We start from the raw sequence: 22472 nt of genomic DNA, 5'->3' as shown, positions 1-22472 counted from the left end.
CTGAGAGAATTGGACTTTTAGGGCATCGACCTGTTTGATAACATAGTTCTTAAGAGGGAAAAATATGGGGAAAAATGCGGCATTGTTGAAGAAATATAAGGAAGAGCCACGGAAGCTCGCTCCCACTCAGAAAGATGACCTTATAAGAGAATATGCGCCGTTGATTAAATTCATCGCTCAAAAGATTGCCGTAAGACTTCCTTCTAACATCGAACTTGATGATTTGATTTCTGCGGGTGTTATTGGCTTGATGGATGCCATCGAGAAGTACGATTCAACACGCGATAATAAATTCAAAACTTATGCTGAATTCCGTATCCGTGGTGCGATCCTGGATGAACTTCGTGCTCAGGACTGGGTGCCTCGTTCCATTCGTGACAAGGCCAAGCTATTGGATAAAACCATGGTTCAATTGGAAGCCGATCTGGGCCGCACTCCTTCCGATGAAGAAGTGGCTAAAGCCCTAAATGTCAGCATCGACGAATTCCACGATCTTGTGAATCAGGTTCGTCCTGTCAGTTTGTTGCCTATCGATCAGGCGACAAGTTTCAGCAATACCGACAAGAAATCCATTATGGATATCTTGGAAGGTTCCCGCACGAACAGTCCGTTCAATCAGTTGAATGTAAAAAACATCAAAGAAGTTGTAGCTCAGGCCATTGAAGAATTGCCGGAAAGACAACGCTTGGTTCTTTCTTTGTACTACTATGAAGATCTGAATCTGAAGGAAATCGGTCAGGTTTTGCGTGTGACCGAGTCCCGCGTGTCCCAGTTGCATGCTCAAGCTGTGGCGCGTTTGCGTGCGAAGTTGGCAGCAACCATTGGTGCTGGCGAGTTGGAAATCGCCTAGCTCATTTAAGACGTTTGCTTGAAAGCAAAAAACCTCCTGCAGATTGTATCTCAGGAGGTTTTTTCGTTCTGACATATGTCAAATAGCTCATGGCAGGGGCTTTGCTTTAGGAAGAGAATATAAGCAAGCAAGCTTATATTAAAAGCCAAGGAGGACCCTATGGGTACGGAAAGAACCAACAGGCCACAACAGCCTGATACGTCCAGAGACAGATCAGAAAGAGAAGAAAGAGGCAGATCAGAAAGAACTGAGCGCTCTCCTTCCTCTGAGAGGGGTTCAAAAGATTCTCAAAGACCTCAGACAGATAGAAACGAAAGAAGAAGCACAAGTCGCTAAAGTCGGCTTACGTGATCTTTCGGTAGAAAGGGGTCTCTTCGTATGAAGAGATCCTTTTTCTATTTGGACGCCTGCGAAAGTATCAGGGGCATTGTGCCCCGGGCACCGGGGCAGATTGCCGCCAAGCCTTGAAGTGAAATTTACTTCATGGAAGGAAATGCTTTTGCGGTCCTTGCGTCATCGTTTCAGAATTGCGATAGGAGGTGCTTATGAAAATCCTGAAACGTCTTTTCCTGGGTCTTCTCCTCGCTTCTCCCGTTTTGGCGCAAGAGGACATGTCGGAGACTGCTTACGAAGAAAATCATGAAGTGGTTTTTAGTGATGAGATGCAGACTCAAGACAGGGACTACTTCTATAATTTTGGCAGAGTGAGATTGTTCCGTGAGGCGCGCGCGAATTTCTATTTGCGCAATAACGGCAATATACCCATTTACATCAACGACTTTGATCTGACTGGCAGCAGTGACTTTAGTTTCCGGGACAACTGCCCGCAACTGCTGTTCCGCGGACAGCAATGCCGCATTCGTGTTTTCTTTGAACCACGCTCTTTCGGTGTGCATCGTGGGGATTTGGAAATTGAGCTGACTCCGCAGGAAGATATTGTCTTGCATCTGCGTGGGCGAGGCGTGTTTCCCTAGTCTTCGGAGCTTTCTTCCATCTTGGCTTTGATCTTTTTCATCAGGCGGGCCTCCATCTGACGGACGGCCTCGCGGGTGATGCCGTGTTTTTCGCCGATTTCCTGCAGTGTCAGAGGATCATCATTCAGAATGCGCTCATCCAGAATGATTTTTTCCCTCTCTGAAAGCTCGGGACGGATTTCTTCGATCTTTTGTTTTAGAATCTCCAGTTGCTCATTGTGAGCCAGGGCTTCATCCAAAGGTTGATCGGATTGATTGCGTTGCAGGTCCCCTAAGCTGGTGCCAGAGTCTTCATCGACAGGGCGGTCCAGGCTGACATCGCGACCGGACATTCTCATGGTCATATCACGGACTTCGTCCTCTGGAATACCCAGGCGGCTGCTGATCAAGGCGGCGTTGGGTTCGATGCCCATGGCATCCAAGGCGTCCTTTTCCTTTTGTAGCTGATAGAAGAGCTTGCGTTGATTCTGAGTTGTGCCGATGCGGACCATGGAGTACTGACGCATCAGGAACTCCTGAATGTAACCGCGAATCCACCAGACGGCATAAGTGATCAGTCGGGCCCCTTTGTAAGGGTTGAATTCGCGAACCGCGTGCATCAGGCCGACATTTCCTTCCTGAATCAGGTCAATCATCTTGGAACCAAATTTAGAATATTCGGCGGCAATTTTAACGACAAAACGCAGATTGGCTTTCACCAATGCTTGGGCGGCATCGGGATCTTTGCTTTCAAAGTACTTCTTTGCCAAAGCCATTTCTTCTTCGCGGGTCAGGACTTTGTAACGGCGAATCTCGTTCAAGTACATGACCAACGGGTCTGCCGAGGTCAGGGCCTTTGAGGAATCCGTCAGGGTCAGGGCTTTGTTGTCCTCTTCGACTTCGGGAAGATCTTCTTCTGGAGTGGGGACGGTATAAGCTTTGTCGGCTTCCTCAGCAGGGCGAATGTCGTCGGCTTGAACGTCCTCAACCAGCTCTGCAACCACGGGTTTGGATTCCACTGTGGTTGTCTTGCGTACCGGGGCCTTGGCAGCTGTTTTTTTTGCAGCTGCTTTCTTTGCCGGTGCGGTCTTGCTAGGGGAAGAAGTCTTTGTCTTCGTTTTCGCCATTATGAATGATTAGCCAAGATATTTAGCCAGTTTCCTTTGCAGGGTCTCGGTGACTTTACCTTTGAAGGGAGTCAGCATCAATGGCAGATCCACCGTGACAGAGACTTTGCTCCCTGCGCCAGCTGCGGCCACGGCCATATCCGCTTTAAATTGGGATCCTTTAAGATTGGCGCATTTGCTTCCATCGTCGAAAGAGCACTGAATCTTTGGGTCAAAGCGTCGAATGTCCTGATCGTTCGAGAGGAATTCTTTAATCTTTTTGTAAGCTTCTTCCGGAGAGTGGCTGCTGGAATGATCAATCGTAAATTTAGGCATATAACCTCAACAGTGATAGGTTGCGAAGTTGAAATTATACGGTGGAAATTGGGGTAAATGAAGCAGAATGCCGGGGGTCGAGGGGGCTCTCTGAAGGTTTTGTTATGGAAGTTATAAGAATATGGTTTTTGACTGGGATGGCACAATATGTAAATCTGGGCCAACGAACAAGGTAGACATATGAAGTTTGTTAAAGAGCTAAAAAGAACACATTATTGCGGAAGTCTGAGCGTTTCTCAGGCAGGTCAAAAAGTTGTATTGATGGGTTGGGTTGACGTTCGACGCGACCACGGAAGCTTGGTCTTCATCGATTTGCGCGACCGTGAAGGCATCGTTCAAGTGGTGCTGGACCCCAATAAACCTGAAACAGCTTCTGCAAAAAATCTGCGCGGCGAATTCATTTTGGCCGTTGAAGGTGTGGTGCGTGCTCGCCCGGATGGTATGAAAAATGCCAAAATCAAAACTGGGGAAGTCGAAGTTGAAGCTGTTCGTTGTGAGATTCTGAATGAATCCGCAGTTCCTCCGTTCCAGGTGAGCGACACGAATGTCAATGAAATGTTGCGTTTGAAATATCGCTATCTGGATTTGCGTTCTCCACGTCTGGCTGGTCACTTGATGACTCGTCACAAAGTGGCGCAGTTGGTTCGTCGCTTCCTTTCTGATAATGGCTTCCTGGAAGTTGAAACTCCGATCCTTTACAAATCCACTCCGGAAGGCGCTCGTGACTATCTTGTTCCTTCCCGTGTGAACCCGGGCCATTTCTATGCGCTTCCTCAGTCTCCGCAGACGTTGAAGCAGCTTTTGATGATCTCCGGTTACGACAGATACTTCCAGATCGCCCGCTGCTTCCGTGACGAAGACTTGCGTGCGGACCGTCAACCGGAATTCTCCCAGATCGATATGGAGATGTCTTACATCGATCAGGAAGACATCATGGAAATGAACGAAAAAATGTTGCGCACGATCTGGAAAGAGATCAAAGGCATCGACGTGGGCGCAATTCCTCGCATGACTTATCAAGAGGCGATGGACAGATACGGCATTGATAAGCCGGACACTCGCTTTGGTATTGAAATCAAAGATCTGAAATCTGTCGTTACGGGTTCTGGCTTCAAAGTCTTCGACGATGTTCTGGCACGTGGCGGGATCGTTCGTGGTATCGCAGCTCCGAAAGGTGGCAGCTACTCCCGTGGTCAGCTGGATAAACTGACTGACATGGCAAAACGTGCGGGCGCGAAAGGCTTGGTATGGATCAAGTCTGAGGCTGACGGCACCCTGTCTTCTTCGGTTTCCAAGTTCTTCAGCCCTGAAAAGCTGGCAGAGATGTTTAAAACTTGCGGTGGTGAGGCTGGCGACTGTGCCTTGATCGTGGGCGATGATTTCGACACGGCTTGTGCGGCACTTTCAACTTTGCGTTTGCATCTGGGTCGTGAATTGAATCTGATCGACAACAGCAAATACAAGTTCTTGTGGGTCGTGGACTTCCCATTGCTTGAGTACTCTCCAGATGAAAAGCGCTGGGTGGCTCGTCACCATCCGTTCACATCCCCTAAGGATGAGTTCGCGCAGGATTTGATCAACAATAACGAAGCGGCTTACGGCAAGATGCTGGCAAAGGCTTACGACCTTGTTTGTAACGGTTATGAAATGGGTGGCGGAAGTATCCGTATCTATCGTAACGAGATTCAGCAGGGGATGTTCCGCTTGTTGGGTATGAGCGAGCAGGAAACTCAGCACAAGTTTGGCTACTTCCTGGAAGCTTTGAAGTACGGGACACCTCCGCATGGTGGTATCGCATGGGGTATGGACCGTCTGGTGATGTTGTTGTGTGAAACGGATGCGATTCGTGAAGTGATTGCCTTCCCGAAAACAGCGAAGGCGACAGATTTGATGTCCGAGTGTCCAAGTGATGTCAGCCGTGAGCAGTTGGCAGAAGTGGGAATCCGCTTAAGCCCAATGGCTGAAAAACATCTGGAAGATATCAAGAAGACATAGTTCGAAAAAAGAAAACCCGCTGAAGAAGCGGGTTTTTTATTCCTGAGGCTGAACGGTGATGGGCCCCCCAGCGGTTCGGACTTGAATATGTCCGACATTCTGTGGTTCCACCTGAGCGGGGGCAGCCTGCTCCAGATTGTTAGAGATGGCTCCCTGTATAGACTGCAGATCCAGCTCGTACAGTGCATCTTTGGGAAGATGCAAGGTGACGGAGCCTTCCTGAGTTTCAATGTTAATTCGATTTTTGTACGACTCTGGCAGATATACTTCTGCCTTTAGCTGCGAATCTGTTGTTTTGCTGAGTTCCTGTCCGTTGACGTTCATGTGAATCCAATGGCTGGCCAGAGGTTCCAGGAAGGTGATCTGCAGACGATTTTTTTCTGTGGTCTGCAGGATGTACTTCCCGGCTTCAAAGCGGGGAACTTTCCCTGACAGGCGAACTTTTAGTGTGCTGCCTTTGTATATTCGCACTTCCATTTCCACGTGGCGTGAAGAGAGCTGAAGCTCCTCCATGCCCTGCAGAAAAAATTCCTCATTTTCTTCATGTGCTTCGCCTTGCAGGAAGCGATCAGCGACCGAGTTGAAGGCGTTAAATACTGTGCCTGGGTTGTTGAAGACATAACCCATCAGCAGCATCAGTGAGCCCGCGAGAATAAAGAAAAGGGCCACGGCGGCCATCAGAAGCTTCTTTAACATGCGAAGAAACTAACACATTGAAAAGGCATTGAAAACGTAATTGAATGGAAGTGTGGGCTGGGGTTTGAAAAGAAGGAGGAGTTTATGCAGCGTATATTGCCAGAGACAGATCTTGAACGAAAGTTGATGTCGCTGGGTGCTCCTTTTGTTGAGGAAAATCAAGTTCTTGATGAGCTGTTTCAAGTTTTGGGACACGACCTTGGCGACAACCAGGAGCTTTCGTCGGAAACCAAAGAGCAGGTTCTGGACGAGATCGGTGAGTACTTCTTTCGTTTGGATATGAACTACGGACCTGAGATTAAAGCCGACTGTATCGGTATTCTGGAAGAGTTCTGGAGCGTAGTGGATCGTGAGACCTGCCAAAGAACTTTGGAAGCTATCCGCACCCAAGGCCATCGAACCAAGTTCAATGTTTTGAGATCCTCTTTGCCGAAGGATGGCAGTATTGATGCCGTTTCCATGGAAAAGTTTCGCCAGATTTTCAACTTCGATCTGGAAGACGGGCAGGATTTGCAGATGAGCGAGGCTGACTACAGCAAGTTGGCGTTGTGGGTTCAGCGTACAAATAAATATCTTAAAGAGCCGGGCATTTTAGCCTGGGATGCTTCTCGCTACATTCATCTGGTTCGTTTGAGCTTTGTAGCTGGTTATCTTTCGGACATTCAGGCGTGGTCAGAAGTTTTGAAACTGGCGCCGATTATTGAGGGTAAGTTTGATAATTGGATGGATTTTTCTCAGAGCTTTCTGATCGGCCGCACCTTTTGGTCCGGAGCGGATGATCCTCGCGTGAAAAGCATCTGCGAAAAACTTCTGGGGCACCCAGCAAGTCCTTGGCTGTTTATTTCGTGGACTTAGGTCCAGAAATCCTTTTTACGTCTCAAGTTTAGACGTTCGATTCCGATACGTTTCCTGTGAAGTGAAGACCAGGATGGACTTCAAGCACGCACACGGAGGTGTGACATGGAAAAAATCAGCGGAATCCTGCCGGCGACAGCCCGGACAAGAGCGATTGATACTTCGGCTTCCCAGCCTGCGCGTCCCGGCGCTTTGGCCTTGGGGCGTCCGATGGGCAAGAACTCGTTAGGGGATCGCATCACCTTAAGCAAACAAATGGAAGAGATGCGGGCAACCGGTCAGCTTCCAGAGCTGGAAGCCTCTCCCGTTTACAAAAATCCAGTGGAAGTGAAAAAGCTGAAGGTGATTGAAGATCTGAATCAGAAGTTCTTCAATAATCCGAAATCAGTGGCGCGCGAAGGGGATCAGACCAAGTCTGAAGAGACCTTTACCAAAGCCACCGAAAATGAAGGACTCTTCTATGTGGAAAAGGATTTAAGGGCGGAAGCCACTCCTTTGACTCCACAAACAGACACGACTAAAGCTTCTTAATAAATAAAAACCCGGATTGCGCCCCTCGCTTTCCGGGTTTTTAGTTTTAGACTTCCTTTTCCAGCAGAAATCCATTTTCTTCCAACGAACAAAGACGATAAAGACCTTTGAGTCTGCGCTGGCCCGTCGGTGCGCGTTCTGCCACGATAACATAATCCAAAGACATCTGAATAAGACGACGAATGGCAGTCAGGCTCCATTGGGGAGCCCCCATCTGAATCAGCATTTCAAGTCGAATCAAAGCCTGGGCCGCATCCTGTGCGTGCAGGGTTCCGAAGCTGCCGCTGTGTCCAGTGGCCAGTGCCATTAAAAAATCTTTGGCTTCAGGTCCGCGGACTTCCCCCATGACCAGACGGTCCGGGCGCAGACGCAAAGACCTGCGCACCAGTTGTCCTTGTTCGACGGAAGGCAGAACCCCTTGTGGATCTTCCCGTGTTAAGAGCTTCAGGCTGGCATTATTCGGTAATGAGATTTCAGAAGTGTCCTCGATCACCACCAGGCGTTCGTTGTCCGGCATCAGGTTTAAGAATGAATTTAAAACTGAGGTCTTCCCTGAACCGGTCGGTCCGACGACCAAAAAGTTCTTTCGTTCAGCGACAAGACGGGTCAGAGCATCGAGTTGCTCCATCGAGCACCATTGATATTCGGCCAGGCGGGCAAAAGTCCACGGGTTCTTGGGATGACGTCTTAAGGTCAGGTGAGGTTGGTTCTGTGTCAGCTCGGCACCGATCAGACTTAGACGGAAGTCGCCAAAGCGTCCATCCGCGCAGGGAAATTCAGTGGTGATATGGGCCTTGGCGGCATGACTGATCCGATCCAAAAAATTGCGATAGCTCAGGTCCGAGAAAAAATGATCCGGATGGCGCAGCAGCCGTCCCTGGCGTTCCAGCCATATTGCTCCAGGGCCGTTCACCAGGATCTCAGTGATACTGTCGTCAGCCAGCAGTTCTTCCAGTGGTCCCCAAGAATGAAATTCCGCCAGCACACGGGTTTTAACTTTTTCACAGGAACTTTTGGTGTGTGTCGCCAAAAGATTTTCCACCCGTTGCGAGCGCAGCAGGTTTTCGTCATCACTTCCCAGTAAGAACTCATTCAAAGGCAGGCGTTGAATGTCTTCCTGAATGCGTTCATAGATTCTTTGGGCTTCTTCAATCACTGAATGCCTCCTTGATAGGCTTTCAAATGCTGAGGGCTTTCTTCTTGCTCGTCGCCCTCATGAACGATCGAGGGGCGTACAAAGATAACTAACTCTGTGCGATTTTCCAGAAAGTCATTACTGGAAAATAGAGCGCCTAAAATCGGCAAACGGGAAAGGAACGGCAGTCCTTCATGGCCTTTGGCATCTTCATTTTTGATAAGACCAGAAAGGGCAATCGTTTGCGGGCGGGTTAAATCAAAATGGCTGGAGACTCGGTTGGTTAATATTCCGGGAATATCACCAACGGCGGTGGCCTTGTCCATGGTGGAAACTTCGGTTTCAATCGACAGGCTCATGCGACCGGCGGCATCGGCTTTGGGTTTTACGCGAAGTAAGATTCCATAGCGCTTCCAGACGATGTCCTGAATTTTATAGTTCATAATTTTAATAGGAAACTCACCACCGGCCAGAAATTCGGCCTCTTTGCCGCTGCGGCATAAGATGTTGGGGCTGGCTAGAATCTTCCCCAGCCCTTTTTGTTCCATTGCACGCAGATTGAACGGCAGTTCATCCTGCGAAAAGCCCCCGGTGGGAAGCAGTCGGGCTGAATAAGCCTCCGGCCATTGCAGTCCGTATTTCATCGCCAGATTTTTTCTGATTTCAGCAACAGTGATTTGTACTTTGATAGTGGGGGCTATATCCAAACTGTTTTCGTCGCGCAGAACCTGAATGCCATAGGAAGTCAGCAGCTTTACATATTTCTTAAAGGCCAGATCGCTGGCGCTGACTCGAACCTCCAAAGAGGGTTCAAAGATCAAAGTCTGCGGGGGCAGTTTGGCCTTCTGAAGGAGTTGTTCAAAATAAGCTTGAGCTTCCTGTTGACGTGCGACTGTCATATGCGCACGCATTTGGTAGGAAAGATTCTTACCCTGCATAAATTCAGCAAGGCGCACCCAGTCTTGAAGACGGTACAGATGACCTTGAATCAGCAAGTCTCCTTCACTGAGATTCGCTTTCAGGCCAAGATGATTTTTCAACTGCGACTGCAAAGCGCTGAAAGCGGCTTTCTTGGATGGATGCAGAACCTGAACAGAATAGAGTTCTGGTCCGATCTTGATCGTGGTCTGCCCCTCTTGGCGTCCGCGAATTTGCAGGCGGTGTCCCTGGCCTTCGGCGGTCAGAATATTTCTGTCCTGGATCCAAATCCGATCCTGGGATTTGACCGTTAATGTAATTTGTTCCCCAAGACCCAACGTCAGTTCCGTCTGAGCTGCGGCCGTGGAAATGCCAAAGAATAATAGAGCGATAAGAAGTGGTTTCATCGCGGGGTTCAGAAGCAAACCCCGTGCAGAGATCAAGACTCAAAATTTAGATGTGATAGACGATGTTCGGACAATCAGGCCAAAGGCAGCTCAAAGAAGACCATCACCCCTTGTGCAGTATTTTTAAACTGCAGCGTGGATTTGTGGGACTTCAGGATCGACTGGCAAATCGTCAATCCCAACCCCGTGCCGGTGGAGTGGTGCATGACATCCTCGTCAATATAGAAAGGCTTCGTGATCTTATCTGCAACAGAGGACGGGAGCTGCGGTCCCAGATTGGAAACCAGGAAGCGCAGGCTGTTGCCGCTCTTCATGCTTTCCACATGAATCTCACTGCCGTCGGTTCCGAACTTTGCCGCATTGTGAATCAAACGTAGCATCACCTGCTTGATCAGACGAACATCAGCCAGAACAGAGAGCGGTTCGAGCTTGCTGATAAGTTTTTGCTGTTTCTTGGCAATAAGATCCACGACTTCTTTAGACAGGGCTTCATCAAACTGCGTGAATGCCACCTGCTGCATGTCGATCTTAAGTTGATTGGTTTCCGCCCGCACCACCAGCAGAACGTCATCCACCAGCGTCTTCAGGCGGTCCGCGCTTTTTGTGATTCGATTCACCATCAGTTTGTCTTCGTCATTCAGCTTGGATTCTGCCAGCAGCGACGAAAAACTTAAGATCGAAGTCAGTGGGGTTTTGAGTTCGTGATTGATCAGAATCATAAAGTTGGATTTCGCAACGTCCAGACTTTTTAAGTCATCCAGAGCGCGTGCCAGCTCCTGATTTTTTTGTTTTAGTTCCTGTCCCAGAGCAAAGCGGTCGATCGCATGCTCTACGGTGTTGGATAGATCGGTCGGGTCCCACGGCTTTGTCAGATAGCGGAAGATCTGACCTTTGTTCACAGCCATGATGACAGATTCAAGATCGGTATAGCCGGTCAGAAGAATTCGCACTGTCTCAGGATGAGACTCCAGAGTTTTCTCTAAGAATTCCACTCCAGTCATTTCCGGCATTCGTTGATCTGTGATGATGAGTGCAACAGGACCTCGATGTTCGTCGAGAACAGCCAGCGCCTCTTTTCCTGAGGTGGCCTTTAGTACTGTGTACTTCTTCCTAAAGAGCCTCTCAAGCGCATCTACATTATCTATTTCATCATCTACACAAAGAATTGTGTGCTTAGTCATAGAAGCTAGTGTAGGATTGTGGAAAGATCTGTGCAAAGTATTTTGTGCGGGTCTGTTGTCATGGATGACGATGCGGAAAAATTGCAGAAAACTATGCTGGCCATCAGTCTAGTTTCACAATCTTTCAATACTTTTGCTCAAGAATGAGTCAAGTTCAAGTCGACTCCTGACGATAATAGAGACGATAGAAGTATTTTTATCCTTTTCAGGAGATCGTGTATGAAGTTTTGGATGCGCATTGCAGCTCCCGTCACACTGGTGATGAGTATTGCAGGTGGTGCTCAAGCTCAAATGTGGGGTACGGGAATGTACGGAGGCATGCAAGCATGTCCTTATAACTATTCCGCGGGCGCCGGTTCCTCCAGCTATCTTGATGAAATCAAAGAAGCACAAGCTGAGATCAGCGAAGCACAGAAACAGCTTCGGTCGAAGCAGTCCGAGCTCAAGAAGATCGACAGATCTTTAAAGCGCTCCAGTGATGCTGTGAATGGTGTTGTTTCCGGTGACTACACAGAGTTCATGTTTGAACACATCTCCAACAACGTAAACTGTAAAGAGTATAAAGGCTTGGGTGCTGGTGACGAGTTCATCGCTCAGGGGCAAGAAGGTGATGCTTCCATTCAGGCGCCGGCAACACGTGAAGTGTACGGCTTCCAGATTCAGGAATGGGCGCGTGTGTGCGATGCCAATAAAAACGGTTCTGTATCAGGTGCCGTGTGTGAAAATCCAAAATATCGTCAGGGCGAAAAAGGCCGTTATACAACTGCAGACTGTAAGAAGGGTCTGACAGATATGAGAAAAGGCCACGCTGAACGCAACAAAGTGACTCGTGAAATCGACGCTTTGAAGGCCTTGATCGAAAACAGAAAAGAAGACATTAAAATTGCCAAAGAAGACTATGCTGACGAACAACGTGAAAAACGTCGTGAGCAGTTGGAAGGTGGCGTTTGCATCGACTGTATCGCCAGCGGTTCCGGCTATCAGTATCAGAAGCCAGAAACAAACTGGGGTTCTGTTGTTGGTAACGTGGCTTTGGGTATTGGTTCTATTTTCCTTGGTTATAAAACAAATCAAATGGTTGCTGATGCGAACTCTAATATCGGTTGGCCGACAGACCCTTGGGCTTCCACGGGCTACGGTTACGGTTTGGGTGCGATTGGAACTGGCGTTGGTCAGATGATCAATGGTGGCAGCGGTATCTACGGCTCTATCGGCGGTGGTATCGGTGCGGGTGCCTTCGGTTGTGCAGGCAACAATGGTGGTGCTTACGGCATGATGGGTCCATACGGTGGTATGAACGGCAATGGTATGTGGGGTAACCCATATGCGATGGCCGGTCTTGGTATGGGCGGCATGGGTGGTGGTATCTACATGCCTGGTATGGGTCCTTGGGGTATGGCCGGTCCTTGGGGCATGGGCGGACCTATGGGCGGTATGGGTGGCATGATGGGTGGATTCCCAGGTGCTATGATTGGTGGTTTCGGCGGCGGCATGATGGGCGCATACCCAGGTGGTATGGGCGGCATGATGGGTGGTTACCCAGGCTCTATGATGGGCGGTATGGGTGGCATGGCCGGTATGATGGGCGGTTACCCAGGTGGAATGATGGGTATGGGCGCTTTGGCTAGCGGAATTATTGGCGCATATCCTGGAGCGATGATGGGTGGTTACCCAGGCTCTATGATGGGTGGCATGGGCGGCATGGGCGGAGCATTCCCAGGCGGTATGGTCGGTGGAATCGGTGGCGGCATGATGGGCGCATACCCAGGTGGTATGGGTGGCATGATGGGCGGCTATCCTGGTTCTATGATGGGCGGTATGGCTGGTATGGGTGGAGCATTCCCAGGTGGCATGGTCGGTGGAATTGGCGGCGGCATGATGGGCGCATATCCAGGCTCTATGATGGGCGGTATGGCAGGCATGGGCGGCATGATGGGTGGTTACCCTGGTTCTATGATGGGTGGCATGATGGGCGCTTATCCGGGAGCAATGATGGGTGGCATGGCTGGTGGAATGGCCGGCGGTATGGCTGGCAGCTTGGGTATGATGCAAATGCAACAGCAAATGATGCAAATGCAGATGCAACAATACCAACAGTACATCCAGCAGCAGCAGTCTTACATGCAACAACAAATGCAAAGACAGCAGGTTGTGGCAAGCTTGCAGCAGGAGCTTTACGGTCTGTTGTATAGAATCCAGCAGGTTCAATACGGTGTGGGCGGCGGTGGCGGCTCGATCGGAATCGGCGGTGGTATTGGAGGCGGTATCGGTGGTGGAATTGTGCCAACACCAATCGGTGGCGGTACAGGCACAAGCCCAATCCCAGTTCCAATTGGCAATGGAACGGGCACAGGCACTGCGCCAATTCCGGGTACACGATAATTTCAACAAAACAGTTAAATAAACGAAGGCCCTCTGCTAAAACAGAGGGCCTTATGCTTTTCAGAATCCCGCGTCTGTATGACAGCCATACTCACTTTCTGGCCACTGGCGAATTCGCCTCAGGTCTGCGTTTGGAAAATATTAACTCCAAGCAGGATCTACAGAATATCGTCCGCTCCAATCCCGGATATTATCGCCGTCATTGGTTGCTGGGCTTTGGCTGGGATGAACGTAAGTGGCCCGCTTCCGAGCAACCTCATAAAGCTCTTCTGGATGAGGTCTTTCCGGATATTCCCGTTTTCTTTGCACGCCTGGATGGTCACAGTTGTTGGTTAAACTCCAAAGCCTTGCAGGAAATGAATCTGATTTCTGAAACAGGTATCCTGACAGAAAAAGATCATCTTCGTGCGTGGGATCAGCTGCCCGGATTTACCAAAGAACAGGGACGATCACACATTCTGCAAGCTTGCCGGACTTTTAACAAAGCCGGATTCACGCATGTGCGGGATATGAGCTGCACAGAATCCTTGTGGAGCATGTTGTGTGAAGTGGCTGATGCCGGGGACCTGACTTTGGCGATTGAGGAAAACTTCACGTCCCATGATATGAATGATTTTGAAGCTATGTTGAGCTTGGCGAAATACGCTCGTCAGAATGAGCGTCCTTTGTTACGAGCTAAAGGGATCAAAGTTTTCTATGATGGCTCTTTGGGATCGGAAACTGCTTTGCTGTCCAGACCCTATAACGGAATTCGCGGTGGCAATCAGGGGAGAGTACTGTGGGATCTGGCGGATATTGAAAATATCATGAAACAAACCTGGGCGGCGGGTCTGGAGTTTTCTGTTCACGCGATTGGGGATGAGGCATCTCACCACATTGTGCAGACGGCACGCAAGATTTCTGCACAAGGAGCTGTGGGGCGTTTGAATCTGGAGCATGCTCAAGTTTTGCGCCCGGAAACGATTCAGATGATGAAGCCACTGCATGTGCGCTGTCATATGCAGCCTTGTCACTGGTTGAGTGATCGGGTGTGGTTGCAGGATAAGCTTAAGGAACTGTATCCGTATGCCTTTCCGTGGGAGGCTTTGCGGGCCGCACAGATTCCCATTTCATTTGGTTGTGACAGCCCGGTGGAGCCGTCTTCGTTCTGGCGCAATAAGATTGCGTTGGATGAAAGCCCGAAATTTAGAATCCGCAAATTTACAGGCGACTTGGCAGTAGCCCATGCCCATCCGGATAAAACCTTTGCGGATTCTTACACAGTCATTGAAGAAGGCCTTGTGAAAGAGATCAACTTCAACGGGCGTCCCTTGTCACTTGAATGATGACGTATCAATAACCAGCTTTTTGTCTTTCATGGCATAGATTCCACCGCCGATCAGCAGGGCGGCAGTGGGGTAAAGCCAGGTTTTATTGCGCTGAACCCAGCTCCTTCCGGACATATCGTCATCCTGCCCTTCCTGCAGGCGACGCACGCATTGAGAATTCCAAAAAACAGAGCCTTGATTTAGGATACTCATATTGTCGATATCCGCCTGAAAGCCTTCACAAGTACCAGATACCAGAGTTTCAGATTTTAGATGTTGGGTTAGAAGCTCTGCATAGGTTCCGTAAAAGCTGACAGGTTTATGGGTATTGGATAGCAAGGTGAAGTGATAGCGGGCCGAAGTGATCAACAAAATCCGACCACCGTCTTCCATAGAATAAGCGATATTTTCCACCAACAAAGTGTCAGCCCACGAGTTTCTGAGGTGCAATTCCTTCAGATGGATTTGTTCTAACGGACACTCTGAAGAAGTCGTGTTTTCACCAAGCAGGAAGTTCATCTTGCAAGAAAGTTGAGTGACGGCGATTTTCGTGACCTTGTTTTGAGGTGTGACGGTTTGCCAGCGGCCCAGAAGATCTTTTAAAAATTGCAGACTTAAAGTGGAAAGAGGTGTTTGTCGATTTATACCCTCCAGTGTTTGCAGTCCTGTGTCGATTTCTGGCGGTGTTAAATCGGCAAGGGTAAAGAGTCTTTGTTCCTGAACGGGCTGGTTTTGTATTTGCTCGATGGTGAATCTTTGAATGGACTGAGCCCGAGGATTCAGGCGTAGAAAATCTTCGAACTCTTTGGGCGAAGTTCCCGGCCCCTGAACAAGAATTTGTGATTGCGCCAGCAGGGGCCAAAACACTGAGAGAAGAAGAATAAGCTTTTTCATGGGAGCTTCCTTAGTTTTGATAGTCCACTTTCAAACGAGAAGTTGATGCCGATTTTGTGACTTCAGTGCCTTTTTCATCGGGGTTTTGTACAACAGCCAGAAAAGGTCCGGTGAAGCTAAGCAAGCGCGAGCTTTCTGTATCTTTCACTAGCACTGCATATTGTTCAGGATTCAGTGGTGCCCGGAGCAGTTTTAATTTGCTGCCGACTTTCAAGCCGCCTTTTTGGCGATCGTTGGAGGCCAGATAAAGATCCACAACGCCTCCCATATCACCAACCAATGATGCCAACGATTCAGCGTTGCTGATTTCCAGGGGAACGAGCACAAAACCTCGGGGGATATAGGTGTCCACAGAGGCCGGTGAAGGAACGACTTGCAAAGCATCTTCCTTTTCAGGTTTTGGGCTGGAGATAAAGGCCACAAGGCCCACCAGAATAAAACCGGCTAAAGGCCAATTACTTTTTAGCTGGGAAAGTGTCTTTTGAAACATAAGACTTCTCCTTGATGAACTGGTGTTTACGTTGTGTGGATTTGAGTTCGGAAATTTGTGAAATGGCGGCAAAGAAGATCAGAAAGATCAAACTCATCACCAAACAGACTTCAATGAGTATTTGCCCTTTGTTATTAGTGTGTTCCATCCACGTGCTTCCTTGGTTAAAGTGACGGCGCAGGCTTTTTCAAACTGGAAAGATCCAGATAAAAAATGAGCCAGGGGCCCGCGCGGTGTGAGCCGATATTGCCAGCGGTGCGCCAAGGCCTGACGGGTTTCAAAATTTTCTTCGGGACTGTATGTCGGAGCTATGTCCGATGAGTCCGGACGGACTGCAAGACGGGGAGCGTTTTCGGGAAGTGCACGCAAGTTTAAGTTTAAAAAGAAAAATCTGTTTTGTATCTCGGCGGATCTATGCCGAATCTGATAGTGGGTCGTGCTGTGATGGCGCGCCAGTGAGACATTGCTTTGCTGGATCAGTTGCTTCTGGCGAATATCCAGCTCCTGGCGTTTTTGTCGTATTTTAGCCAGTTGAACTTTTAAGGCAGCGATGGCAGGGGGATTACCCGAAGCGATCGCCGCAGCCAGTTTTGCCAGCAATATAGTTTCCTGAGCTTTCAGTGTCGTGGCCAGAGGGTTCAGTGCCAGCAGAGCCGTCAAATAAGGGCGCACCGCTGTCTGGCCGCTAAGTCCGCCGGTGCGACAGCGATGCTTTAGCTCAAGGTCGATCTGCAGAAAGCTCATCAGGACCGTGACCAGAAATAGACCAGCCAGCAGACACGGCAATAAGGAAACAATAAGAATGGCAGCAAAACCTTGATTGGATTTTAGTGAGACCATGATGTTTCCCTAGCGCGGAAGAGCCAGCTCTTTGGTGATTTTCATTACCGGGGTTAGTTGAATGGTCACTTCTCCAGAGGGGCGATACTTTTGTAGTCGAACAGCGACTGCCGTCCTGGTCGGAAGAATTTTGCGTATCTGATCTTTAAAGTGAATTTCACAGGAATGAGTTGGTTCCGAAGCTCCGCAAAGCAGAGCTTCATGCAGGTGATAGTCGGCGACATAAAAGATCAAAGATCTGTAAAGCAGAAGAGTCAGCACGCTTCCCAGTAAAAATAGGAGCGGCAGAATGAGCACGGATTCCAGCAATCCTTGACCTTGTTGTGTCTTGAGCGGATTCATGAACGGCTACTTTTTGCTGGCTTTGGAATCGTTGACAGATCCTTCGAAGAAGTCACTGAAGTCGCGTTTTTTATACATGCTTTCAGTCACGGCATGCGCACTCTTTTTCCGGCTGTCAGTGCCGCCCAGAGCTTGAGCCACGTTGGCGAATTGAACGTCGATATTGGCGCCCACCACCTTGATGACCGAGATGCTGCCAATAGCAACAATGGCCACGATGATCAGATATTCGACCAGTCCTTGCCCTTTTTTATTTTTGATAAGTGATTTGTTTTTCATAAGACCTCCAGGAAGGAGGCCTTAGCAAGAGATGTGCAAGTAACAGGGTGGGCTTAAAACAAAAAAGAAAGTCCGGAGGTCCGGACTTTGTAAGCTTATTTCTTTTTGCCTTTAGCATCGGCTTTTTTAGCGGCGGCCTTTTCTTCTTTAGCAGCGGCAGCGGCTTCTTTTTTAGCGCCGGCTTTTTTCGCCTTACGCTGGAAGATAATACGGTCCAAAATATCAAAAGCTTCTTTTTGCAGGTCGTTTTCAAAGATAAAACGATAGAAACCCTCGATCTCAGGGCTTTGACGGAACTTTTTTAGAGACGTAGGAAGGCTGTCAGATTGAACGAAGTCAATGGAGCTACCGTCTTTTGAGAGCTTTACTTTTTCAGCCATTCGAAAATCCCCTAGTGTTTTAAAGGGTTTGTACAACGGAGGAGGGGCCGAAGCAAGCTTTTTTTGCAAGCTCCGGGGACGGTGGAATAGGTAATAACTATTGAATTTCTTTGGGAAATAGCGGAGATTTAAGACTTCAAAAACGGGGAGGTCTTTCGGTGCTGATTCTTAACGGAAGAGAAGTCGCAAAGGAAGTGCGTTCTGCCCTCGTTCCCAGGGTAGCAGACTTCAAAGGTAAAACCGGCCGAGCTCCTCATTTGTCAGTTGTCATTGTGGGTGACGATCCTGCCAGTCATACTTACGTAAAAAACAAGAAAATCGCCTGTGAAAAAGTAGGGATGACTTCCACGATTCACAGTATGCCAGCGACGACAACTCAGGCCCAGTTGAATGAAGCCTTAAAAAAGCTCAATGCGGATTCTGAGGTTGACGGAATTCTTGTTCAGTTCCCCCTTCCCAAGCATTTAAGTTCCGACGAGGTTTTAAAATTGGTTTCCCCTGAAAAGGATGCCGACGGTCTGACGTATGCTTCTTTGGGATACTTCTTTGCCGGAAAACCCTTTGTCAGCCCCTGCACCCCGGCTGGGGTCATGCAGATTCTGAAACACTATCAAATCTCTGTTCAAGGGCGAAATGCGGTGGTCGTCGGGCGCAGTAATATTGTTGGCAAACCGATGGCGCACATGTTGACAGAGGCTCATGCGACAGTCACATTGTGCCACTCAAAAACAGAGAACCTGTCCGAGGCGATTCGCCAGGCAGATCTTGTTGTGGTGGCGGCGGGCAAGGCCCGCTTCCTGGGTAAAGAGGACTTTAAAAAAGATGCGATCGTGATCGACGTGGGAATGCACGGCACGGGTCAGGGTGGCAAGCTGTGCGGTGATGTCCGCTTTGAAGAACTTGATGGTTGGGTGAAGGCGGCAACGCCTGTTCCCGGTGGTGTGGGTCCGATGACGATTGCGATGCTTTTGCAGAACACCTGTCTGCTAGCGGAAAAGCGCGCCGGATTCTAGTTTGTAGGTGAGGATTTTATGTTCAGTGGATTCTTAAAAAATGTTTGGTATGTGGGACTTCCAAGTGCAGAGCTGGCTGTGAACAAAGCCACTTCTCGCAAAATCATGGGTGAACCGGTTGTGTTCTATCGTGATTCCAAAGGAAAAGCTTCCGCGATGCGCGACATCTGTCCTCACCGTGGTATCCCGCTGAGCTATGGCCGTGTGGTCAATGATCAAATTGAATGTCCTTATCACGGCTGGAAGTTCGATGGCACGGGCATGTGTACGGAGATTCCTTCTCTGTGTCCGGATCAGGATCTTAACCCCAATAAAATCAAAGTGCGTTCTTTTCCTGTTCACGAAGCTCAAGGTTTGATTTGGGTGTTCGTGGGTGACAAGGACTATGATGTTTCCAAGGCGCCCGCGATTCCGGTGATGAAAGCTTTCCCGGCGGATGTGAAGCCGAAGCTGACTTATGTGGTGAACTTCCCATGTCACGTGGATCACGCGGTGATCGGTTTGATGGACCCGGCTCACGGGCCTTATGTGCATAAGAGCTGGTTCTGGCGTTCTGAAAAGACCATGCTGGAAAAGAAAAAGAAGTTTGCTCCGGTGAACTACGGTTTCCAGATGGTGCGCCATCAACCTTCGAAAAACTCCAAGGCTTATAAAATTTTGGGTGGAACGCCGACGACCGAGATCACTTTCACTTTGCCGTGCGTTCGTGTTGAGCACATTGAAGTGGGGCCTCGTAATTTCTATTCCTACACGGCGTTGACTCCGGTGGATGAAAACAACACACGTGTGACCCAGTTGGCGTATTGGGATATTCCTTGGTTGAGCCTGATTAAGCCCGCGATCAATAGCTTCTCTAAAACCTTCCTGGGTCAGGACATGGATGCGGTGACCAAGCAACAAGATGGTCTTCGTTATGATCCAAGTTTGATGTTGATCAAGGACGCGGATACTCAGGCGAAGTGGTACTATGCTTTGAAAACAGAGTATCATGATCATCTTCAGGAAAAGCGCGACTTCAATCACCCGGTTAAAGAAACTGAGCTTCGCTGGAGAAGTTAGTATGTCTTTTCTGCCCCACGCTCTGCTGGTTTTATTCATAGGCGGACAGGCTCAGGCACTCAGTCTGAGCTATGTGGGGGAAGCTTCCATCAAAACAGGAACGGAATTTCAAAAGACCACCATTGGCGGTCTTTCTGGCATCGTCTGGCGTGATGGCAGGCTGCTGGCGCTTTCCGATGATAAGGGCCGCATGGGCGAGCCGCGTTTTTATGAGTTCGACTTAAAAATATCGTCTTCCGAGGTCTCTTTAAAACCACAGAAAGTTCATTTTCTTTCAGGGCTTCCGACGACTGGGGAAAAGAAGGCTTCTTTGGATCCTGAGGGGCTGGCAGGGCTTCCTTCCGGGGATCTGTTGATTTCCTCTGAAGGCAATAACGACTCCAAACCGCGTGAAATGCCAAGAGTTTTCCAGGTCTCAGCTTTGGGAGTATGGAAGGCGGATCTGCCTGTGCCGGACAAGTTTTTGCCAGAGTCCACGGGGCAGCAGAAAAAGGGTGTGCAGAACAATGCCGCGTTCGAGGGGCTCTCTGTGACCGCGGATGGCAAGCATGCCTTTGTGGGTGTAGAAACTTCTCTTTTTCAGGATTATGTGATCGGTGAAGAAGAAAAAGGCGACTGGGTCCGAATTCTCAAGTACGAAGAGAAATCGGAAAAAGGCTTTCAGCCGGTGGGGGAGTACGCTTATCGCATTGAGCCTCTGAAGGATGCTCATGGCGGCAAAGAAGTCTTCCGCGGGGTTTCAGAAGTTCTGGCAGTCAGCGAAACGAAGCTGCTGGTCTTGGAAAGAGGCGTTCGTCTTTTTCCAAAAAAGATCTGGGCCAACACAGTGGCTTTGTTTGAAGTGGATCTAAGCAAGGGCAGTGATGTTTCAGGCTTAAGTAAACTGGAAGGGGCCAAGTTCACCGGCGTAAGTAAAAAACTGCTGGTGGATTTTGAAGTGGATCTGAAGATTCGCAAGGATAAAAAAGTTCAGAACTTTGAAGCCTTGTCCTGGGGACCCAAGCTTTCCGACGGACGTCGCAGTTTACTGGTGATGTCTGATAATAATTTTTCAAAAAAAGAAATCACCGAGTTAGTGGTTTTTGCAGTTGAGGGTGAGTAGTTTATGATGACAGTATGGCGTCTTCGTCCTGGTGCTGATAAAAGAATTCGCAGCGGACATCCTTGGGTGTTCTCTAATGAACTTTCCGCAAGTCCCAAAGGGCATCCTGCCGGAACTCCGGTGGAGCTTCAGGATTCCAAGGGGCAGTTTTTGGCCCGTGGATACGGCAATCCCCATTCTTTGATCGCATTCCGCGCTTTAAGTTTTAACAGTCAGGATAAAGAGCCCACCAGTTTTGACTTCCTTCATGAGAAGATCTTTAACTCTTGGCGTGTGCGCAAAGCTGCGGGCTTCCGTGGCAGCTTCCGTCTGGCATTTGGTGAGTCTGATTTTATTCCGGGTTTGGTGCTGGATTATTACATGATCGAACAAAACGGCAAGAAGGCCCAGTTGTTTGCAGCCCAGCTTGTGACAGCAGGGATGAATGAGGCCCTCAAAGATGCCGAAGGCTTCTTTAAAGGTCTGGCGGAAAAAGCCCATGCACAAGGGCTGTCCGAATTTTCGTGGGAACAAACGGCCGTTGTGATTCGTAACGACGTGGGCGTTCGTAAACTGGAAGGTCTGCAAGTGGAAGAACCGCGACTGATCAAAGATCTTCCTGAAATGAATCTTCGCGATGTCGAAATTCTGCTGAATGCGGCAGGCGATGACGGTTTGGTGAAGATGAGCTGTGATCTGGTGGAAGGGCAAAAGACCGGATTCTTTCTGGATCAGACACATAACATTTTCCTGGCTGTGGGACTTTTCAAAAACTGGGCGAAAACTCAGACCCCGCGCAAAATTCGTGTCCTGGATCTGTGCTGCTATGTCGGCCACTGGTCCACGCAGATCACGCGTGCTTTGAAGTCTTTGGGCTTTGAAGTGGAAGTGTCTTTGGCGGATATTTCCAAGACGGCTTTGGCGTTCGCGAAAAAGAATGCGGCACGTGAAGGCGCTGAGGTCATCGTACATGAAATGGACGTGTCTGAAGGGCTGACTCAATTGGCCAGCACTCATTACGACATTGTGATCGCAGATCCTCCGGCGTTTATTAAATCCAAAAAAGACATTCCAATCGGAAAGCATGCTTATTTGAAAATGAACACTCACGCATTCCGCCTGGTGAAAAAGAACGGCTTTGTGGCGTCTTGTTCATGTTCTGGGCTGTTGGAAGAAGAAGAATTCCGCGATGCCATTCGCAAAGCTTCTTTGAGAAATTATGCCGAACTTCGCAGCGTTCTGCGCGGAGGCCATGCGGCCGATCATCCGACGTTGATGCAATTCCCAGAGGGTTTCTACCTAAAAATGTACGTCCACTACATCCATTAAGCGGCCTTGGTCCTCGGGAGGGAGCGGGCTTCGCCGATAAATGGCACCCTAGGCACTGATGGTGGGTTATAGGCCATTAGGGGTGTTTTAGGGTGGTAGGGAAGTTGCAGATC

At 49.1% G+C, this 22472-nt stretch carries 23 protein-coding genes; 11 read left to right on the top strand and 12 right to left on the bottom strand.

What is annotated here, in order from left to right; translation table 11 throughout:
- The first annotated feature begins 64 nt into the window (after positions 1 to 64).
- On the top strand, positions 65 to 850 hold the full coding sequence (locus tag ACES2G_RS15370) for a FliA/WhiG family RNA polymerase sigma factor (protein WP_011165664.1): 786 nt from the start codon (positions 65 to 67) through the stop codon (positions 848 to 850).
- 545 nt (positions 851 to 1395) lie between these two features.
- Positions 1396 to 1824, top strand: coding sequence for a hypothetical protein (locus tag ACES2G_RS15365; protein ID WP_374000672.1), 429 nt, complete (start codon positions 1396 to 1398; stop codon positions 1822 to 1824).
- Here the strand turns inward: ACES2G_RS15365 and ACES2G_RS15360 are convergent.
- Positions 1821 to 2930: an RNA polymerase factor sigma-32 gene (locus ACES2G_RS15360; protein WP_347358196.1), complete on the bottom strand. Its 1110-nt coding sequence runs from the start codon at positions 2928 to 2930 to the stop codon at positions 1821 to 1823. The two genes, ACES2G_RS15365 and ACES2G_RS15360, sit on opposite strands and share 4 nt — an antisense overlap.
- A gap of 9 nt (positions 2931 to 2939) precedes the next feature.
- Positions 2940 to 3245 carry a polyhydroxyalkanoic acid system family protein gene (locus ACES2G_RS15355; RefSeq protein WP_347358195.1) on the bottom strand — a complete coding sequence of 102 codons (306 nt, stop codon included), beginning with the start codon at positions 3243 to 3245 and terminating at the stop codon, positions 2940 to 2942.
- Between the two features lie 180 nt (positions 3246 to 3425).
- Here ACES2G_RS15355 and aspS point away from each other — a divergent pair, with 180 nt between their 5' ends.
- Positions 3426 to 5240 (top strand): aspartate--tRNA ligase, encoded by a 1815-nt coding sequence (aspS, locus tag ACES2G_RS15350; RefSeq protein WP_347358194.1) that lies wholly within the window; start codon positions 3426 to 3428, stop codon positions 5238 to 5240.
- Between the two features lie 36 nt (positions 5241 to 5276).
- On the opposite strand, the gene ACES2G_RS15345 is transcribed toward aspS, so the two are convergent.
- On the bottom strand, positions 5277 to 5936 hold the full coding sequence (locus ACES2G_RS15345; protein WP_374000671.1) for a hypothetical protein: 660 nt from the start codon (positions 5934 to 5936) through the stop codon (positions 5277 to 5279).
- Positions 5937 to 6020: 84 nt separating this feature from the next.
- On the opposite strand from ACES2G_RS15345, the gene ACES2G_RS15340 reads away from it, so the two are divergent.
- Together ACES2G_RS15340 and ACES2G_RS15335 are read left to right on the top strand one after the other, a co-directional pair.
- Entirely contained in the window at positions 6021 to 6791 is a 771-nt protein-coding gene (locus ACES2G_RS15340; protein ID WP_347358192.1) for a DUF1266 domain-containing protein, read from the top strand.
- Between the two features lie 105 nt (positions 6792 to 6896).
- Complete coding sequence (locus ACES2G_RS15335) at positions 6897 to 7322, top strand: hypothetical protein (RefSeq protein WP_347358191.1); 426 nt, start codon at positions 6897 to 6899, stop codon at positions 7320 to 7322.
- 46 nt (positions 7323 to 7368) lie between these two features.
- Here ACES2G_RS15335 and ACES2G_RS15330 read toward each other — a convergent pair whose 3' ends face one another.
- From ACES2G_RS15330 to ACES2G_RS15320, 3 genes are all read right to left on the bottom strand, one after another.
- Positions 7369 to 8478 carry an ATPase, T2SS/T4P/T4SS family gene (locus tag ACES2G_RS15330; RefSeq protein ID WP_347358190.1) on the bottom strand — a complete coding sequence of 370 codons (1110 nt, stop codon included), beginning with the start codon at positions 8476 to 8478 and terminating at the stop codon, positions 7369 to 7371.
- Positions 8475 to 9782 (bottom strand): pilus assembly protein, encoded by a 1308-nt coding sequence (locus ACES2G_RS15325; protein WP_347358189.1) that lies wholly within the window; start codon positions 9780 to 9782, stop codon positions 8475 to 8477. The genes ACES2G_RS15330 and ACES2G_RS15325 overlap by 4 nt, the downstream gene beginning before the upstream one ends.
- 74 nt (positions 9783 to 9856) lie before the next feature.
- On the bottom strand, positions 9857 to 10963 hold the full coding sequence (locus ACES2G_RS15320) for a hybrid sensor histidine kinase/response regulator (protein WP_347358188.1): 1107 nt from the start codon (positions 10961 to 10963) through the stop codon (positions 9857 to 9859).
- A 219-nt stretch (positions 10964 to 11182) separates the two neighbouring features.
- Here ACES2G_RS15320 and ACES2G_RS15315 point away from each other — a divergent pair, with 219 nt between their 5' ends.
- On the top strand, positions 11183 to 13345 hold the full coding sequence (locus ACES2G_RS15315; RefSeq protein ID WP_347358187.1) for a hypothetical protein: 2163 nt from the start codon (positions 11183 to 11185) through the stop codon (positions 13343 to 13345).
- A 53-nt stretch (positions 13346 to 13398) separates the two neighbouring features.
- Positions 13399 to 14670 (top strand): amidohydrolase family protein, encoded by a 1272-nt coding sequence (locus ACES2G_RS15310; protein WP_347358186.1) that lies wholly within the window; start codon positions 13399 to 13401, stop codon positions 14668 to 14670.
- Here the strand turns inward: ACES2G_RS15310 and ACES2G_RS15305 are convergent.
- The 6 genes from ACES2G_RS15305 to ACES2G_RS15280 all read right to left on the bottom strand — a co-directional run bounded on the left by ACES2G_RS15305 (position 14659) and on the right by ACES2G_RS15280 (position 17877).
- The gene (locus ACES2G_RS15305) at positions 14659 to 15546 is read right to left on the bottom strand and encodes a hypothetical protein (protein WP_347358185.1); all 888 of its coding nucleotides are present in this window, start codon (positions 15544 to 15546) and stop codon (positions 14659 to 14661) included. The genes ACES2G_RS15310 and ACES2G_RS15305 overlap by 12 nt on opposite strands.
- A 10-nt stretch (positions 15547 to 15556) precedes the next feature.
- Positions 15557 to 16036 (bottom strand): hypothetical protein, encoded by a 480-nt coding sequence (locus ACES2G_RS15300; RefSeq protein ID WP_374000670.1) that lies wholly within the window; start codon positions 16034 to 16036, stop codon positions 15557 to 15559.
- Between the two features lie 96 nt (positions 16037 to 16132).
- Complete coding sequence (locus ACES2G_RS15295; RefSeq protein WP_374000669.1) at positions 16133 to 16876, bottom strand: hypothetical protein; 744 nt, start codon at positions 16874 to 16876, stop codon at positions 16133 to 16135.
- 9 nt (positions 16877 to 16885) lie between these two features.
- Entirely contained in the window at positions 16886 to 17218 is a 333-nt protein-coding gene (locus tag ACES2G_RS15290) for a hypothetical protein (RefSeq protein WP_347358182.1), read from the bottom strand.
- Positions 17219 to 17224: 6 nt separating this feature from the next.
- The gene (locus tag ACES2G_RS15285; RefSeq protein ID WP_347358181.1) at positions 17225 to 17497 is read right to left on the bottom strand and encodes a hypothetical protein; all 273 of its coding nucleotides are present in this window, start codon (positions 17495 to 17497) and stop codon (positions 17225 to 17227) included.
- A gap of 95 nt (positions 17498 to 17592) precedes the next feature.
- The gene (locus ACES2G_RS15280; RefSeq protein ID WP_347358180.1) at positions 17593 to 17877 is read right to left on the bottom strand and encodes a hypothetical protein; all 285 of its coding nucleotides are present in this window, start codon (positions 17875 to 17877) and stop codon (positions 17593 to 17595) included.
- Between the two features lie 158 nt (positions 17878 to 18035).
- Here ACES2G_RS15280 and folD point away from each other — a divergent pair, with 158 nt between their 5' ends.
- From folD to ACES2G_RS15260, 4 genes are read left to right on the top strand one after another with little or no spacing between them, the layout of a single operon-like run.
- Entirely contained in the window at positions 18036 to 18890 is an 855-nt protein-coding gene (gene folD, locus ACES2G_RS15275; RefSeq protein ID WP_347358179.1) for a bifunctional methylenetetrahydrofolate dehydrogenase/methenyltetrahydrofolate cyclohydrolase FolD, read from the top strand.
- A gap of 18 nt (positions 18891 to 18908) precedes the next feature.
- Positions 18909 to 19949 (top strand): Rieske 2Fe-2S domain-containing protein, encoded by a 1041-nt coding sequence (locus tag ACES2G_RS15270; protein WP_374000668.1) that lies wholly within the window; start codon positions 18909 to 18911, stop codon positions 19947 to 19949.
- A 1-nt stretch (position 19950) separates the two neighbouring features.
- Entirely contained in the window at positions 19951 to 21051 is a 1101-nt protein-coding gene (locus tag ACES2G_RS15265) for an esterase-like activity of phytase family protein (protein ID WP_374000666.1), read from the top strand.
- Positions 21052 to 21054: 3 nt separating this feature from the next.
- Complete coding sequence (locus tag ACES2G_RS15260; RefSeq protein ID WP_374000665.1) at positions 21055 to 22359, top strand: class I SAM-dependent rRNA methyltransferase; 1305 nt, start codon at positions 21055 to 21057, stop codon at positions 22357 to 22359.
- Positions 22360 to 22472 lie beyond the last annotated feature (113 nt).

The organism is Bdellovibrio bacteriovorus (assembly GCF_041888015.1).
Classification (GTDB): domain Bacteria; phylum Bdellovibrionota; class Bdellovibrionia; order Bdellovibrionales; family Bdellovibrionaceae; genus Bdellovibrio.
This window is presented reverse-complemented; position numbering and strand designations above follow the sequence as displayed.

Bases quoted from the DNA above. Each gene is read 5' to 3' on its own strand.
- ACES2G_RS15370 (WP_011165664.1), top strand. From the start codon at position 65: ATGGGGAAAAATGCGGCATTGTTGAAGAAATATAAGGAAGAGCCACGG.
- ACES2G_RS15365 (WP_374000672.1), top strand. From the start codon at position 1,396: ATGAAAATCCTGAAACGTCTTTTCCTGGGTCTTCTCCTCGCTTCTCCC.
- ACES2G_RS15360 (WP_347358196.1), bottom strand. From the start codon at position 2,930: ATGGCGAAAACGAAGACAAAGACTTCTTCCCCTAGCAAGACCGCACCG.
- ACES2G_RS15355 (WP_347358195.1), bottom strand. From the start codon at position 3,245: ATGCCTAAATTTACGATTGATCATTCCAGCAGCCACTCTCCGGAAGAA.
- aspS (WP_347358194.1), top strand. From the start codon at position 3,426: ATGAAGTTTGTTAAAGAGCTAAAAAGAACACATTATTGCGGAAGTCTG.
- ACES2G_RS15345 (WP_374000671.1), bottom strand. From the start codon at position 5,936: ATGTTAAAGAAGCTTCTGATGGCCGCCGTGGCCCTTTTCTTTATTCTC.
- ACES2G_RS15340 (WP_347358192.1), top strand. From the start codon at position 6,021: ATGCAGCGTATATTGCCAGAGACAGATCTTGAACGAAAGTTGATGTCG.
- ACES2G_RS15335 (WP_347358191.1), top strand. From the start codon at position 6,897: ATGGAAAAAATCAGCGGAATCCTGCCGGCGACAGCCCGGACAAGAGCG.
- ACES2G_RS15325 (WP_347358189.1), bottom strand. From the start codon at position 9,782: ATGAAACCACTTCTTATCGCTCTATTATTCTTTGGCATTTCCACGGCC.
- ACES2G_RS15320 (WP_347358188.1), bottom strand. From the start codon at position 10,963: ATGACTAAGCACACAATTCTTTGTGTAGATGATGAAATAGATAATGTA.
- ACES2G_RS15315 (WP_347358187.1), top strand. From the start codon at position 11,183: ATGAAGTTTTGGATGCGCATTGCAGCTCCCGTCACACTGGTGATGAGT.
- ACES2G_RS15310 (WP_347358186.1), top strand. From the start codon at position 13,399: ATGCTTTTCAGAATCCCGCGTCTGTATGACAGCCATACTCACTTTCTG.
- ACES2G_RS15305 (WP_347358185.1), bottom strand. From the start codon at position 15,546: ATGAAAAAGCTTATTCTTCTTCTCTCAGTGTTTTGGCCCCTGCTGGCG.
- ACES2G_RS15300 (WP_374000670.1), bottom strand. From the start codon at position 16,036: ATGTTTCAAAAGACACTTTCCCAGCTAAAAAGTAATTGGCCTTTAGCC.
- ACES2G_RS15295 (WP_374000669.1), bottom strand. From the start codon at position 16,876: ATGGTCTCACTAAAATCCAATCAAGGTTTTGCTGCCATTCTTATTGTT.
- ACES2G_RS15290 (WP_347358182.1), bottom strand. From the start codon at position 17,218: ATGAATCCGCTCAAGACACAACAAGGTCAAGGATTGCTGGAATCCGTG.
- ACES2G_RS15285 (WP_347358181.1), bottom strand. From the start codon at position 17,497: ATGAAAAACAAATCACTTATCAAAAATAAAAAAGGGCAAGGACTGGTC.
- ACES2G_RS15280 (WP_347358180.1), bottom strand. From the start codon at position 17,877: ATGGCTGAAAAAGTAAAGCTCTCAAAAGACGGTAGCTCCATTGACTTC.
- ACES2G_RS15270 (WP_374000668.1), top strand. From the start codon at position 18,909: ATGTTCAGTGGATTCTTAAAAAATGTTTGGTATGTGGGACTTCCAAGT.
- ACES2G_RS15265 (WP_374000666.1), top strand. From the start codon at position 19,951: ATGTCTTTTCTGCCCCACGCTCTGCTGGTTTTATTCATAGGCGGACAG.
- ACES2G_RS15260 (WP_374000665.1), top strand. From the start codon at position 21,055: ATGATGACAGTATGGCGTCTTCGTCCTGGTGCTGATAAAAGAATTCGC.